Origin of the sequence: Polaribacter sp. HaHaR_3_91 (genome assembly GCF_019278525.1) — a bacterium.
GTDB lineage: Bacteria > Bacteroidota > Bacteroidia > Flavobacteriales > Flavobacteriaceae > Polaribacter.
Map to the genome: position 1 here is coordinate 822,980 of NZ_CP058986.1, position 14,219 is coordinate 837,198.

The following is a 14,219-nucleotide window of genomic DNA, read 5'->3' on the forward strand; positions in this document are numbered from 1 at the left end:
ATAAAATGAAGAGAATTACAATTGTATTGCTATTATTAAGTCAAATTTCTTTGGTTGCTCAAGATTATAAGTTTGGTAAAGTGTCTAAAGAAGAATTAAAAGAGGAGTTTTACCCTTCTGATGCTTCTGCAGATGCTGCTTATTTATATAAAAGTAGAAGAACTTATTTTACCTATGTTCAAGATAAAGGTTTTCAAGTAATCACTGAAATTCATGAACGTATTAAAATTTATAATAAGTCAGGTTTTGATAAAGCTACAAAATCTATCACTTATTACAAACCAGAAAAAGGAGATAATGAAAAGGTAACCTCTATTAAAGGGTATAGTTTTGCATTAGAATCTGGTAAAGTAAAAAAGGAAAAGCTTTCTAAATCTTCAATTTTTGATGAGAAATTATCTAGATATAGAAGTATTAAAAAAATTACGTTTCCTAATGTTAAAGTTGGTTCAGTGTTAGATTTAGAATATAAAATAATTTCTCCATACCGTTCTATTGACGACGTAGATTACCAATTTGATATTCCTGTAAAATTATTAAATTATAAAATTGAAATACCAGAGTATTATAGTTTTACTAAAAAAACGAAAGGATATTATTTTATAGATATTAAAGAAGGTATAAAAAACGGAAGTATTACAATGTCTCAAAGAGTAAGGACGTCAGAAAAAAGTATGGGGGAAACTTTAACATCTCAAGTGGTTACCTCTAAAGTTAATCTTAAAACTAATATCGATATTTATGAATCGGAAAACATACCAGCTTTAAAAAATAACGAACCTTATGTAACAGATGTTAAAAATTATAGAGGAGGAGTTAAATATGAATTAGCTTCTACAAAGTTTCCAAATTCTATCTTAAAATTCTATTCAAATAATTGGGAAGATGTAAGTGAGCAAATTTATAAATCGGAAAGTTTTGGTGCAGAATTAGAAAAAACTAGTTATTACAAAGACGATTTAGAAGAAATTTTAAAAACTACAAAAACAGAATCAGAAAAGATTGATGCTATTTTTCAATTTGTAAAAAATCAAGTAAAATGGAATAACTATAATGGTATTTACACAGATTATGGTGTTAGAAAGGCGTTTAAAGAAAGGGTTGGTAATATTGCAGATATCAATTTATTGTTAACTTCTATGTTGCGATCTGCAGGTTTAGATGCAAACCCAGTATTATTAAGTACAAGGGTAAATGGTGTTCCTTTTTTTCCTACAATAGAGGGTTTTAATTATGTAATTGCTACCGTAGCGCTTCAAAATGGAGAGACAGTTTTATTGGATGCTTCAGAAGAATTTAGTGTACCAAATATCTTACCAACGAGAGCGTTAAATTGGAAAGGTAGAAAGGTTGCTAAGGATGGAACTTCTTCTTGGATTCAGTTAACATCTTCTAAACATGCATTAGAAGATCATAATGTTATGGTTAAAATTTCTGAAGACATGCTTGTAAAAGGATTAATTAGAACAAATTATGATAACCTAAACGCCTTAAATTACAGAAAGAATAATAATCATATAAAAGAAGAAGAGTTAAAAGAAAGTTTAGAAGAAAAATATGGATTTGAAATAGATGGATATAGGGTTGTAAATAAAGAAGGCTTAGACAAACCTATTGTTAGAACTCTTCAGTTTAGTAGCGATAATTTAGTGGAAAATGTAAACGGAAAACTGTATGTAGAGCCTTTATTATTTTTATCAGAACATCAAAATCCGTTTAAATTAGAAGATAGAAAATTCCCTGTAGATTTTGCAACTCCATGGAAAGAAAGTAATACTGTTTCTATTCAGGTTCCAGAAGGGTATAAAGTAGAAACGCTTCCAGAACCATTGGCTATTGGGTTGCCAGATAGTTTGGGTGTATTTAAATTTCAAGTAACACAACAAGGAAATAAAATAAGAACCTTATCTGTTTTACAATTTAACAATGCTGTTATTGCTCCTCAATATTATGCAGCATTAAAAGGTTTTTATAGTCAATTAGTAGAAAAGCAATCAGAGAAAATTGTTTTAATTAAAATTTAATTTTAAAAAATTCTTCTAGACTTGTTTTAGAGAAATTTCTTTATTTTACAAACCCAAAACACATGTTTTGGGTTTTTCTTTTTAGATGTTATAAGAGTCTATAAAGTTATCTTGTATAGCTTTGGTGGAAGTTTGGTAGCATCTTTTTTTTAGAATTTCATAAAAATACAGATTATCGTTTTTTACCATTCTTATAATATATTTTCTTAAAAAAACAGACTAAAAAAAATAGAGTTCACAAATCTATAAGGGTAAATGTAAGTTACTGAATTCAATTTGCGTAAAACTTAGTAAAATCGTAACATTACCAAACGAAATTTTTACCATATGGAGAGCCAAAATATTAGACCAACAAACCTGGAAGACGAAAATATTATAGAAAATCAAGAGCTTAATATTTGGGAGGCTCTAATACCGGTTTTTGTATTGGTTGCTATGTTGTTTTACAATGTTTTCTTTGTTTATGGTGATGATGCTTTAAGTGGTAGTAATCAATTTATTTTGTTAATGGGAGCAGCAGTAGCTGCCATTGTAGGTTTTAAGAATAAGGTTTCTTACAAACAAATGATGGAAGAAGTCTCTGAAAATATAAAATCTACTTCTAGCGCTCTTTTAATCTTATTAATGGTTGGTGCTTTGGCAGGAACTTGGTTAATAAGTGGTATCATTCCTTCTATGATTTATTATGGATTACAAATCTTAAACCCAACAATATTTTTAGCCGCTTCGGTAATAATTTGTGCCATTATTTCTATTGCAACCGGTAGTTCTTGGACTACTTCTGCAACCGTTGGTATTGCTTTGGTGGGGATTGGAAATACATTAGGTATTCCTGCAGGTATGACGGCAGGAGCAGTATTGTCTGGTGCTTATTTTGGAGATAAAATGTCACCTTTATCAGATACTACAAATCTTGCACCTACAATGGCAGGTGGAGATTTGTTTACACATATTAAATATATGGCGTTAACTACAGTGCCAACAATTATAATTACATTATTGGTTTTTGTAATTATTGGTTTTTCTATAGAAACAACAGGTACACCAGATGTTTCAGATAAATTAGCGGCTATAGATGCTGCTTTTAATATTTCTCCTTGGTTATTTATTGTACCAATAACGGTGATATTTTTAATCATAAAAAAAACAGAACCTTTAGTAGCTTTATTAGTGGGTATTTTATTTGCAGGTATTGTTGCTGTAATTGCACAACCAGATATTGTTGTGAGTGTTGCCGGCGCAGATTCTTTAACTTTTAATTCAGCATATAAAGGAGTCATGAATGCAATTACAGTAGATTCTGCTGTAGAAACTACAAGTGTGGAATTAAATGATTTATTTTCTGCCGGAGGAATGAATGGAATGTTGGGGACTATTTGGTTGATAATTTGTGCAATGGTTTTTGGTGGAATTATGGATGCAATTGGAGCTTTGGCAAGAATTAGTAAAGCTTTATTAAGTATGGCATCTTCTGTTTTTGGTTTGTTTACAAGTACTGTTGCGAGTTGTTTGGCATTAAACGTAACGGCTTCAGACCAGTATTTGGCCATTGTTGTACCAGGAAAAATGTTTAAAAAAGCGTATGAAGATAAAGGCTTAGCACCAGAAAATTTAAGTAGAACATTAGAAGATTCTGGTACGGTAACTTCTGTTTTAATTCCATGGAATACCTGTGGAGCATATCAATCTGGAGTTTTAGGAGTAGGTGTTTCAGAATATTTTTTCTTTGCTATTTTTAACTGGTTAAGTCCTATTATGACTTTAATTTTTGCTGCTTTTAATATTAAAATTAAGCAATTAATTAAAAAATAACATGATTGTTCCCGCTGATTTTTTAGAAGCAGAACAGCTCACCCAAATTGCTTTAAAATCGAAAGCTTTTTGGGGGTATTCTAACGATTTGATAGAAGGTTGGAGAGCAGACCTAACCGTAACTACTAAAACCATACAAACCTGCCAAGTGTATAAAATTATGGTTGATGACGTTACTGTTGGTTTCTATGTTTTAAACAATGCGAAGGAAGAGCTTGTTAAATTAGAAATGTTATTTGTTTTACCTAAATTTATAGGAAAAGGTATCGGTAAAAAACTACTAATACATGCCTTAGAAAAAGCAATCGTTTCTAACGCAAAAACAATAGAGTTAGTTGCAGATCCTAATGCTATTCCTTTTTATAAATCTCAAGGTTTTGTAGAAAAGGAGCAAATAGGGAGTGCTATTTTGGGACGTTTTTTGTCTTTAATGCAAAAAGATTTAAAGCAATAGAAATTATTAATAATAACCACGGACTTCCGTGGAGCAAAACATCAAACCAATCTTTAGCTTGCATTGCACGTGTTCCAGAAAATGCACTTCCACCTAAAAGCCATTCAATTTTACCTAAAATATGTGGCGGATTAAAAGGGGCAAGTCCTAATGTTAAACTTGCTAGTAAAAAGAGTTTCCAGTTATCTTTAAGTTGTTTGATCATTTTTTTTATCAGTATATAATAAGATAAAATACTTTATCCGTCATATTGTGACTATATAAACCAGTTCCAAACCAATCCAAAACGAATTACAAAATCTCTATAAGGGTAGTTAGGCGCAGAGTAATAATTTTTCTCTGTAAAGCTAGAAGTTACATTTTCTATTTTTAAAAACAAACGAGTTCTTCGTACTTGTGCATTAAAGAAAACATCTATAGAAGGGAAACCTATCTCTTGGTCATTTTGTAAGGTAAACTCTGCTAATAACGGATTATAAGCATTCATTTTATACTTTGTAAAGTAGTTAAAAGTTGCACCAATATTTACCAACATTGGTTTTCCTTTAAACCAATAATCTTGGTAGTATAAGGTATTTCTAGTAACCAATTCTGGTACTCTAAAAACAGAACTTCCGCTACTTACATTCTGGTACATTATTGTATTATCTAAAGCAAACTTTTTTATTCTAAACTCTTTACTTGCTTTCACCTTTAAATATGAAATCTGGCCATCAAACTGTTGTGGTTTGTTGTTTTCATCAAAATATGTGTAGTTGTCAATATTGGTGAAATTTAGAGAAGCATTTAACCATTTAGAACTTAAATCAAACCCTAAATCTCTTGTGTTAACAGAGCTAAAATCATTATACCAATTGTAATCATCATATTTACTTTGATGTAATAAAGTGTTAAAGTTTGGCGATTTAGAACTAATTAATAAACTACCTTTTACGGCAAAAAGACTATCTTTTTTGTACAAAGCTTCACCTTGTAGAAAACTCCCAGACAACCTACCACTCCCTGGGGCTAAATTACCAGTAGCGTTTAAATGAAAGTTTTTAATTCTAGCATTCCAATCTGCACCCACAGAAATAGCATTTCCTTCTAATTTAACTTTAGAAATGTTACTATTAGAATTTAGAATTGAATCATATCCGTAAGAATAACTAGAAAGATTTACTTTGGCTTTAAATTTACCAAGGACATATTTAGAATTAAACTCTAAGTTCATTTCATTATTTGTAATGGTATTTTTAGCTTGGTTATTACTTGCTCCAGAAGCATTAGATTCTCCAAAAAAATCTGTTGTTATTGTAGGTTGTGTAAAACTATATTCTTTAGTTTCTGTAGTAAATACGTGTCCTATTTTTAAGTTGCTAAAATCTGTTTTATTGATGGTGTCTTTATTTGCCAATAATTTATAACTATGTTCTAAATACAATCTCCTACCTTCAAAATTATTTTCTGCATCATCTAAATTTACATCTAAATAAGATCGGGTACTATAGTCGGAATCGTTGCTTTCAAACTTATCAATTTCAGCTTGTGGTAAGCCTCCACTTTCTTCATTAAAGAAGTCTTGAGACGTTAAATGTCCTCGAATTTCATATTGATTATCTTCTGTTCTGTAGTGAAAAGCACCTCTAAAATTTCCATGACTCGCTAAAGATCTTCTGTAAGCTCCCAAAGAACGAATTCCTTTATATGAAAGAGAAACATTAAGTCTTCGAGAAAAATTTACAGTAAAAATAGCATCTAAAACTTGTCCCTGTTGTAAACCAGTTCTGTAAGTTATCTCTGTAGTTGGTGTAGGTACTTCGTAATATTTTATTTCGTCGATATCTAAATAACTAAACTGTTTTGCAGTAAAACCAATATCTGGCATTAATTTTAGATTGCTAAAATCATATCCTAAATTAGTAAAAGTTTGCCCTTGATTATGAAAACCCAATAACTCAAAATTATCAGTACGCAAATAATTGAACTTATAATCCTTCTGAATTGATAAAGTGGTGTCTATATAAGTAGTATCTCTTTGGTGAGAAAATATTTTATAATCCGTATATTTTGTCTTTCCAGATAAAGTTACAGAGATTTCACCAGAATTTTTAATAGAATCATTCTGAGAATTAGGATTCCTTCCTAAACCATTTCCTCCACTTCCCAATTGAAAATCTGTTTGAGAGTATAGCGTGTTTGTTATAAATAAAACAAGTATTGATAAGAAAAATAACGATTTGTTCATAGGTTGTTTCTGCAATGGCAAATGTAAAATAATTTAACGAAAAGATTCGTTAATAATTATTATGAAATCTGTTAATTAAACTATATTTTTTACCTTTTATTTTAAGTTTCCTTAAAAAAGAGCCATTCCTATAGAAACAAGAACCTAAAAGAAAAAGTTTTCTTTTCTTTGCAAAATGTTAGCATCAAATTATAGTGGTTTTATTTTAGAAGCAGGTACAGATGAGGCGGGAAGAGGTTGTTTATGCGGGCCAGTTGTAGCAGCAGCAGTAATTTTACCAAAAGATTTTACACACCCTTTTTTAAATGATTCTAAGCAGTTATCGGAAGCAAAGAGAGATGAATTACGTCCGTTTATAGAAAAAAATGCCATTGCTTATGGCGTTTCCTTTGTTTGGCAAGAAGAAGTAGATCTTATAAATGTTTTGCAAGCCTCTATTACGGGCATGCATCGTTCTATAGAGATGCTTAAAATACAGCCAGAATACATTATTGTAGACGGAAATAAGTTTAGAGACTACAACGATATTCCGCATGAAACCATTGTAAAAGGCGATGCAAAATATTTAAGTATTGCAGCAGCTTCTGTATTGGCAAAAACCTATAGAGATGAGTATATGGCAAAGATTCATAAAGAATTTCCTATGTATAATTGGGCTAAAAATAAAGGGTATCCAACAAAAGAACATAGAAACGGAATTCGTGAATTTGGAGCAACAAAATACCATAGAAAAACGTTTAAGTTGCTACCAGAACAGATTAAGTTAAAGTTGTAGATTGTTTTTAGAAGCTATTTACTGCTTTCAATTATATCTTTTTTCTAAAAAAGAAGAAAGGATACCATTTCAAAAGCATAGCATTCAACGATTCAAAAAAATATAAGAACAGAGTTAATCAGGGCTAGACTTGTTTGTCAGCTTTTAGAAAATCTCATACAATTATTTCCTTTTTATTAAAAAACTTCAACTATTTTTACGCTCCAAAATTTTAAGTAATGATTAGAAAAACCAAAGCAGAAATTACCAAATGTATTTTACATAAAGTAGCCAATAAATTTAATAGCGGACAAAATGTTTTTTCTGAAGACTTAATTCGTTTCGATCAAGAAAGTTACGATTTAATGAAAGGTTTTTTACTAAAACCGTTCGGAAATTTAACGCAGAGTTATCGTTTTACCAAGCATGAAGATGTACGTTTAAACGAGGTGAATAAATTTGCTTCAGAAGTTTTTAATGACGAAGAAAGTTTTGTAGAATACTCTAAAAGTATTGTAAATCATTTATTTGAACAATCTAATTCAGCACAAATAAAAACCGGAGATGTCTTGGTTGTTTATATAGAAGGTATCGAATATAAAGATGTCTTAACAGAAGCAATCGGAGTTTTTAAAATTGAAAATAAAGTAGATTTCTTTCAAACGTATTTAGACGATAATGAAAGTTTTGATATTGTTGTACAAAAAGGAATCTCTACAAAAAGAATAGATAAAGGGTGTTTGGTTTTAAATACTTCTGATGAAGAAGGTACCGTTGTTTTTTCTGTAGATAATAACAATTACGATGCACAATATTGGGTTAAAAACTTCTTATCTGTAAAATTAGCAGACGATTATAATTCTCATACACAGAATTATTTAGAAATGTGTAAAGAATTTTCTGAAGAGGTAATTCAACCAGAATTAGGGATGCACGAAAAAGGAAACTTTTTAGCAAATACTGTAGATTACTTTAAAGAAAATGAAGCTGTAGATTACGCTACTTTTAAAGATGAAGTTTTTGAAGATGAGAAGCACAAAGAAAAATTTGACGAATATAAGAACCACTTCGAAAAGTTAAATGATGTGTTAATCAGAAATAACTTTGATGTTTCTGGAGTTGTTTTAAAGAAAGAGAAAAACAAGTTAAAAACAGAAATTAAGTTAGATACTAACATCAATATAAAACTAGATGTAGATGCACCAGAAGCGGCATCAGAATATTTAGAAAGAGGATATGATGAAGAAAAGAAAATGAAATACTATAAAGTGTATTTTAACGAAGAGAAGTAATTATCTCTTTCAATTTTAAAAAAAAATCCCGCTTATGTTTATCAAAAACGTAAACGGGATTTTTTTTAAGATTCAATAAACTCTTCAACTTCAAAAAGTACTTTAAAGTGTTTTAAAATTTTAGCTTTTACTTCTTCTATATCTACTTTTCGGTTCAATTCAGCTTCCATAGAGGTTACTGCTTTTCCTTTAATTCCACACGGAATAATATTATCAAAATAACCCAAATTAGCATTGGCATTTAGAGCAAATCCATGCATGGTAACCCAGCGAGAAGAACGGATTCCCATAGCACAAATTTTACGTGCAAATGGTGTTCCTACATCTAGCCAAACCCCAGTTTCCCCAGGACTTCTTTCTGATTTTATACCATATTCTGCGATGGTTAAAATAATTGCTTCTTCTAAAAACCGTAAATATTTATGTATGTCTGTAAAAAAATTTTCTAAATCTAGAATTGGGTAGCCAACAATTTGCCCGGGACCATGGTAGGTAATATCTCCACCACGATTTATTTTATAAAAAGTAGCTCCTTTTTCTGCTAACTGACTTTCATTCAGTAACAAATTACTTAGGTCTCCACTTTTACCTAAAGTGTAAACATGTGGATGCTCTACAAATAAAAAGTAATTTTTTGTTGGGTTTGTATTCTCGTTTCTACGGTTATCAATCTTAATGGCTACAATTTCTTGTAATAATTCAGTTTGATAATCCCAAGTCTCCTTGTAATCTTTGACAGATAAGTCTTTTAATAGTATGTTTCTGTTCATCATTGCGACTACAAAGATAATTATTTCATTATATTTGATAACGATTTTATATAAATACTGTTTATGAAAACAAGATTATTGCTGTTATTTATTTTTGTTGGCTTCTTTTCTTCTATCGAGGTGATAAATGCTCAGACTTTTTTGAAGAAGATTGATAAAGACAATTATTCAATTCAAGAAGATCAAATTTATTCTAAGAAAAATTTTCCAAAAGCATACAATCTAGTTTCTATAGATATAAATAACTTTAATACTGTATTAAAATCAAAATTTAGTTCTAAATCGGAACAGAAAATTATACAATTACCGAATACTGAGGGAGGTTTTTCTAATTTTATTATCAATGAGACTTCAAATTTTGAAACCAAATTATCAGAAAAATACTCCATGATAAAGTCGTATTCTGCTCAAGGAGTAGATGATCCTACCGCAGTAGCAAAAATTAGTATTGGTACAGACGGTTTTCATGCAGTTGTGTATTCTGGTTTAGAAAAAACATTATATATAGACCCTTATTCTAAGGATAAAAAATCTTTAATTGTTTACAAAAGAAGTGATTTAGATACAGATAACGATAGTTTTAACTGTCATGTAGAAGAGGCTGCACGTAGAAGTGTTGCTGAAATTACTAGTTTAAAAAATGCGCAAGATGGAAAACTAAGAACTTTTCGTTTGGCCTTAGTTTGTAGTGGAGAATATGCGCAATTTCATTTAACAAATCAGAATATATCTGCAGCTGCTTCAGACGAAGTTAAAAAAGCTGCCGTACTTTCTGCAATGAATACGACCATGACAAGGGTTAATGGTATTTTTGAGAGAGACTTATCTGTAAGAATGACTATTGTTGGAGATAATGATAAAGTTATCTTTTTAGATGCAGCCACAGATAATATTACAGATGGAGATCCTGATAAAATGATTAATGAGGTACAGACTATTTGTGATACTGAAATAGGATCTGCTAATTATGATATTGGACATATTTTTAGTATTGGGGGAGATGGATTAGCCGGTGGAGGCGTAGTTTGTATTACAGGCCAGAAAGCTAAGGGAGTTACAGGAAGAAGTCAACCAATTGGTGATGCGTATGATATTGATTTTGTGGCACATGAAATGGGGCATCAATTTGGAGCAAATCACACACAAAGTAATAGCAGTTGTAATAGATTTAGTAGCACAGCAGTAGAACCTGGAAGTGCTTCTACAATAATGGGGTATGCAGGTATTTGTGCGCCAAACATACAGTCTAAAAGCGATGATTATTTTCATGCAGTTAGTATTGCAGAAATGTGGAATATTATCAGTTCTTCTGCTAATTGTGCTGTGTTGACAGATACAAATAATAGTGCACCAACAGCAAATGCAGGTTTAGATTATAGCATTCCAAAATCGACCCCCTTTTTATTAAAAGGAGTTGGAGCAGATGCAGACGGAACTGCTAGTTTAACTTATAATTGGGAGCAAACAGATAATGAATCTGCAACAATGCCTCCGGTTGCAACCAATTCTGGAGGACCAATGTTTAGATCGTTACCATCTGCAACCAATTCAGAAAGGTATATGCCTGAATTGGCAACGGTGGTAGCCGGTAGTACGGCATCAACTTGGGAAGTTGTGCCATCTGTAGCAAGAGATTTAAATTTTTCTTTTCTAGTGAGAGATAATCATTCAGGGGGGGGAAGTACTGCAAGAGATAATATGACAGTAACGGTAGAAGATGCAGAAGCTTTTACGGTTTCAGCTCCAAGTACAGCTGTCTCTTGGTATGCAGACACGACACAAAATATAACATGGAATAAAGGTACAACAGATATTGCCCCAATAAATTGCCAAAATGTAACGATTAAATTATCTGTAGATGGTGGAATTACGTTTCCTATTATTTTAAAAGAAAATACGCCTAATGATGGTTCTGAAAATATTGTAATACCAGAAAACCCAACTACATCTGCTAGAATTATGGTAGAAGCGGCAGATAATATTTTTTACAATGTAAATGCAACAAATTTTAAAATAAATTCATCAACTCCAACATTTGTAATGACAAATACAAGTGGAGATCAGTCTGTTTGTAATACCGGAAATCAGTCTGTAAATTATATTTTAAATTTCGATTTTATAAACGGATTTTCAGAAAATGTAGCTCTTTCGGCTACAGGTCAACCAGAGGGATCAATAGTTAGTTTTAATCCATCAACCATAGGTGTAGATGGAAATGTGAATATGACTGTAACTGGTTTAAATGCTGTTACTGAACAACCTTACACGATTAATGTAGTAGGGAGTTCTACAAGTATTTCTAATAATATAGATGTTCAATTAAATATAACGACTTCTAGCTTTGATGCTTTAACGCTAATTTCTCCTGCTAATGATGCTGTTGAAGTAGATTTGAGTACAACCTTAAGTTGGGATGCAGATACCAATGCAAGTAATTACAATGTACAAGTAGCAACAGATACTGGTTTTACACACTTGGTTGTAAATGAAAATGTAACTTTAAATGAATATTCCTTATCAGAACTTTCTGTAAACACCACTTATTTTTGGAGAGTAAAAGCTGAAAATAGTTGTGCAGAAGGTAGTTATTCAAATGTATTTGAATTTAAAACATTAACTCCTGTTTATTGTACTTCTAATTTTACAGATGATGTTATAGGGAAAGAATTTATAACTAATGTAACATTTAATACCATTACTAATAATTCTGGCAATGCTGCTGTAAATGGATATGAAGATTTTACTGCTATAGAAACGAAAGTGAAAAACGGAGAGGATCATCAAGTTTCTGTAACGCTAGATACAGGAGGGTTTCAAGATCATGTATATGTATTTATAGATTGGAATCAAGATTTTATTTTTGATAAAACAACGGAAAGGTATGATTTAGGAACAGAGTCTGCAGATATAGGAACTAAAACATTTACGATTACAGTGCCAGGTGATGCTAAATTTGGAAGCACAACAATGAGAGTTGTTATAGAATATGATGATTCTACAGGAGGTTATGGAGATGGCCCTTGTAATGCAGATCATTTAACTGAATGGGGAGAAACCGAAGATTATACAATTGTTGTTATAGATGTAAATAATGTTTCTGTGCAAACAACATCAGAAACTTGTGTAAATGAAAATGATGGTATTATTACGGTAGACGTATCGCAGACTTCTTTAGATTATAATGTAATATTATCAAGTTCTGAAGGTACTTCTACTTCTCCGATAGTTGGTTCTAGTAAAATATTTTCAGATTTAAGTCCGGGTATTTATGAGGTTTGTGTAGAAACAGTTCAACAAGACTTTACACAATGTTATGAAGTTGAAATTGTAGAGTCTCAATCAATATCATTAAAAGCTAGTGCAAGTAAAACATCAAAAATATATTCTTTTGCTATTGATGAGGGGACAGCTCCTTTTAGTGTGTTTTTAAATAATAAGCTATTAAGAACTTCTAGCGAAAAGAGTTTTGATATTGAGTTAAATGAAGGAGGCTTGTTAGAGGTAAAAACAGCTAAAGACTGTGAGGGTGTGTTTAAAACAACAATAGATGCTGTTATACTACTTCAAAATCCAGTAGCAAATTCTATTGAATTATTACTTCCTTTAGGAGTTGAAAGTGATCGTATAGAAACACTAATTTATGATATAAATGGTAAATTAGTCTTTAAACAAATGGTAAATGTTCAAGGTAATTCAATGTCCATTCCGTTTCAACAATTTGCAAACGGTATTTATATTTTAAAATTACCAATTGCTGCCAAACCTATTAAAATATTAAAGAAATGAGAAAGGCGATAATTATTTTAAATTTATATAGTATTTGCTTTTTAGCTCTAAGCTGTTCTTCTAAGGATGATGAAAATAAAGCTCCGAGTATTGTTCAATTAGAGTTTCCTACACAAGATCTGTTGTGTATAGATAATACAATTTCCTTTAATTGGAGTGATGCAACAGACTTAGAAAATGATGTTATCGAGTATACTATTATCATAGCCAAAGACAGGCAGTTAACAGATGTTGTAGAAAACAGAACTGTTAGCGAAAGTGAGTTAACTGTAACTTTAGAGAAGTCTACAGCGTATTATTGGCAAGTAAATGCAATAGATGTAGATAATAACCAAGAAAGTAATTCTGATGTGTTTTCTTTTTATACAAAAGGAGATGGAGTTACAAATTATGCACCTTTTATGGCTGATTTACAAACGCCAGAAAACAATGGAAACGTTACTGAAGGAACTGTAGATTTAGTTTGGGAAGCATCAGATATAAATACAGCAGATACACTAACATATGAATTGTTTTTTGGTGAAGATGCTACTTTAACTTCTGTGGATAATACTCTTACTGTAAAGTCATATTCGGTTTCTGTGTTATCAGGAAAAACATATTCTTGGCAAGTAAATGTAACCGATAATGTTGGTGCAAAATCTATTGGGCAAGTTTTTACATTTACGGTAGATTAATAAAGTATTCTTATTATCTAAAAAAAAGAGTGTGTAAATATCTACCAGGAGTAAATGTAAAACCTCCAGCAATAACAATAGCACCAACATAGAGAAAGATCATTTTCAGTTTATGTTTTTTAATTTGTCCTTTTTTTACCGCAATTATAGCAGTAGGAACGCTGTATAATGTTAGAATGCTAAATAAATGAATAAGCCCAAAATGATTTAAAAACTGTGGGCCAACATAAGCAGGCATAAAAATGGTAATAACTGCTGTAATCATCATTAACAGCATATAGGTTTTGCCTAAGTTTCTATGAAAAGGAGTTCCTTTTTTTACAGCTAAAAGATAAGCACCAATAAAGACACACGGAACAACCGTTATTAAATGTGCATATATTAAATATTTATATTCCATAGTTTTTTTACTAAAATAGGGAA

The 14,219-nt window shown here is 31.0% G+C and carries 11 protein-coding genes; 7 read left to right on the top strand and 4 right to left on the bottom strand.

Annotated features, from left to right (window positions below; translation table 11 throughout):
* Positions 1 to 5 precede the first annotated feature (5 nt).
* The 3 genes from H0I27_RS03345 (at position 6) to H0I27_RS03355 (ending at position 4,290) form a co-directional block, all read left to right on the top strand.
* A complete protein-coding gene (locus H0I27_RS03345) occupies positions 6 to 2,024 on the top strand; it encodes a transglutaminase domain-containing protein (RefSeq protein ID WP_218732496.1) in 2,019 nt (672 codons plus the stop codon).
* Between the two features lie 327 nt (positions 2,025 to 2,351).
* A complete protein-coding gene (gene nhaC, locus H0I27_RS03350) occupies positions 2,352 to 3,836 on the top strand; it encodes a Na+/H+ antiporter NhaC (RefSeq protein WP_218732497.1) in 1,485 nt (494 codons plus the stop codon).
* 1 nt (position 3,837) lies between these two features.
* Entirely contained in the window at positions 3,838 to 4,290 is a 453-nt protein-coding gene (locus H0I27_RS03355) for a GNAT family N-acetyltransferase (RefSeq protein WP_218732498.1), read from the top strand.
* On the opposite strand, the gene H0I27_RS03360 is transcribed toward H0I27_RS03355, so the two are convergent.
* Together H0I27_RS03360 and H0I27_RS03365 are read right to left on the bottom strand one after the other, a co-directional pair.
* Positions 4,241 to 4,495 (bottom strand): hypothetical protein, encoded by a 255-nt coding sequence (locus H0I27_RS03360; RefSeq protein WP_218732499.1) that lies wholly within the window; start codon positions 4,493 to 4,495, stop codon positions 4,241 to 4,243. The genes H0I27_RS03355 and H0I27_RS03360 overlap by 50 nt on opposite strands.
* Before the next feature lie 51 nt (positions 4,496 to 4,546).
* The gene (locus H0I27_RS03365; RefSeq protein WP_218732500.1) at positions 4,547 to 6,517 is read right to left on the bottom strand and encodes a putative porin; all 1,971 of its coding nucleotides are present in this window, start codon (positions 6,515 to 6,517) and stop codon (positions 4,547 to 4,549) included.
* 175 nt (positions 6,518 to 6,692) lie between these two features.
* Here H0I27_RS03365 and H0I27_RS03370 point away from each other — a divergent pair, with 175 nt between their 5' ends.
* Positions 6,693 to 7,292 (top strand): ribonuclease HII, encoded by a 600-nt coding sequence (locus H0I27_RS03370; protein ID WP_218732501.1) that lies wholly within the window; start codon positions 6,693 to 6,695, stop codon positions 7,290 to 7,292.
* A gap of 218 nt (positions 7,293 to 7,510) precedes the next feature.
* Positions 7,511 to 8,563 (top strand): nucleoid-associated protein, encoded by a 1,053-nt coding sequence (locus H0I27_RS03375; RefSeq protein WP_218732502.1) that lies wholly within the window; start codon positions 7,511 to 7,513, stop codon positions 8,561 to 8,563.
* Between the two features lie 65 nt (positions 8,564 to 8,628).
* On the opposite strand, the gene lipB is transcribed toward H0I27_RS03375, so the two are convergent.
* A complete protein-coding gene (gene lipB / locus H0I27_RS03380; protein WP_218733764.1) occupies positions 8,629 to 9,333 on the bottom strand; it encodes a lipoyl(octanoyl) transferase LipB in 705 nt (234 codons plus the stop codon).
* A 63-nt stretch (positions 9,334 to 9,396) separates the two neighbouring features.
* On the opposite strand from lipB, the gene H0I27_RS03385 reads away from it, so the two are divergent.
* Together H0I27_RS03385 and H0I27_RS03390 are read left to right on the top strand one after the other, a co-directional pair.
* Positions 9,397 to 13,119 (top strand): reprolysin-like metallopeptidase, encoded by a 3,723-nt coding sequence (locus H0I27_RS03385; protein WP_218732503.1) that lies wholly within the window; start codon positions 9,397 to 9,399, stop codon positions 13,117 to 13,119.
* The gene (locus tag H0I27_RS03390) at positions 13,116 to 13,796 is read left to right on the top strand and encodes a hypothetical protein (RefSeq protein ID WP_218732504.1); all 681 of its coding nucleotides are present in this window, start codon (positions 13,116 to 13,118) and stop codon (positions 13,794 to 13,796) included. Before H0I27_RS03385 ends, H0I27_RS03390 begins: the two co-directional genes overlap by 4 nt.
* A 13-nt stretch (positions 13,797 to 13,809) precedes the next feature.
* Here H0I27_RS03390 and H0I27_RS03395 read toward each other — a convergent pair whose 3' ends face one another.
* Entirely contained in the window at positions 13,810 to 14,196 is a 387-nt protein-coding gene (locus H0I27_RS03395) for a DUF2306 domain-containing protein (protein ID WP_218732505.1), read from the bottom strand.
* Between the last annotated feature and the right edge of the window lie 23 nt (positions 14,197 to 14,219).

Coding starts and splice junctions, on each gene's coding strand:
- H0I27_RS03345 (WP_218732496.1), top strand. CDS start 6: ATGAAGAGAATTACAATTGTATTGCTATTATTAAGTCAAATTTCTTTG.
- nhaC (WP_218732497.1), top strand. CDS start 2,352: ATGGAGAGCCAAAATATTAGACCAACAAACCTGGAAGACGAAAATATT.
- H0I27_RS03355 (WP_218732498.1), top strand. CDS start 3,838: ATGATTGTTCCCGCTGATTTTTTAGAAGCAGAACAGCTCACCCAAATT.
- H0I27_RS03360 (WP_218732499.1), bottom strand. CDS start 4,495: ATGATCAAACAACTTAAAGATAACTGGAAACTCTTTTTACTAGCAAGT.
- H0I27_RS03365 (WP_218732500.1), bottom strand. CDS start 6,517: ATGAACAAATCGTTATTTTTCTTATCAATACTTGTTTTATTTATAACA.
- H0I27_RS03370 (WP_218732501.1), top strand. CDS start 6,693: ATGTTAGCATCAAATTATAGTGGTTTTATTTTAGAAGCAGGTACAGAT.
- H0I27_RS03375 (WP_218732502.1), top strand. CDS start 7,511: ATGATTAGAAAAACCAAAGCAGAAATTACCAAATGTATTTTACATAAA.
- lipB (WP_218733764.1), bottom strand. CDS start 9,333: ATGAACAGAAACATACTATTAAAAGACTTATCTGTCAAAGATTACAAG.
- H0I27_RS03385 (WP_218732503.1), top strand. CDS start 9,397: ATGAAAACAAGATTATTGCTGTTATTTATTTTTGTTGGCTTCTTTTCT.
- H0I27_RS03390 (WP_218732504.1), top strand. CDS start 13,116: ATGAGAAAGGCGATAATTATTTTAAATTTATATAGTATTTGCTTTTTA.
- H0I27_RS03395 (WP_218732505.1), bottom strand. CDS start 14,196: ATGGAATATAAATATTTAATATATGCACATTTAATAACGGTTGTTCCG.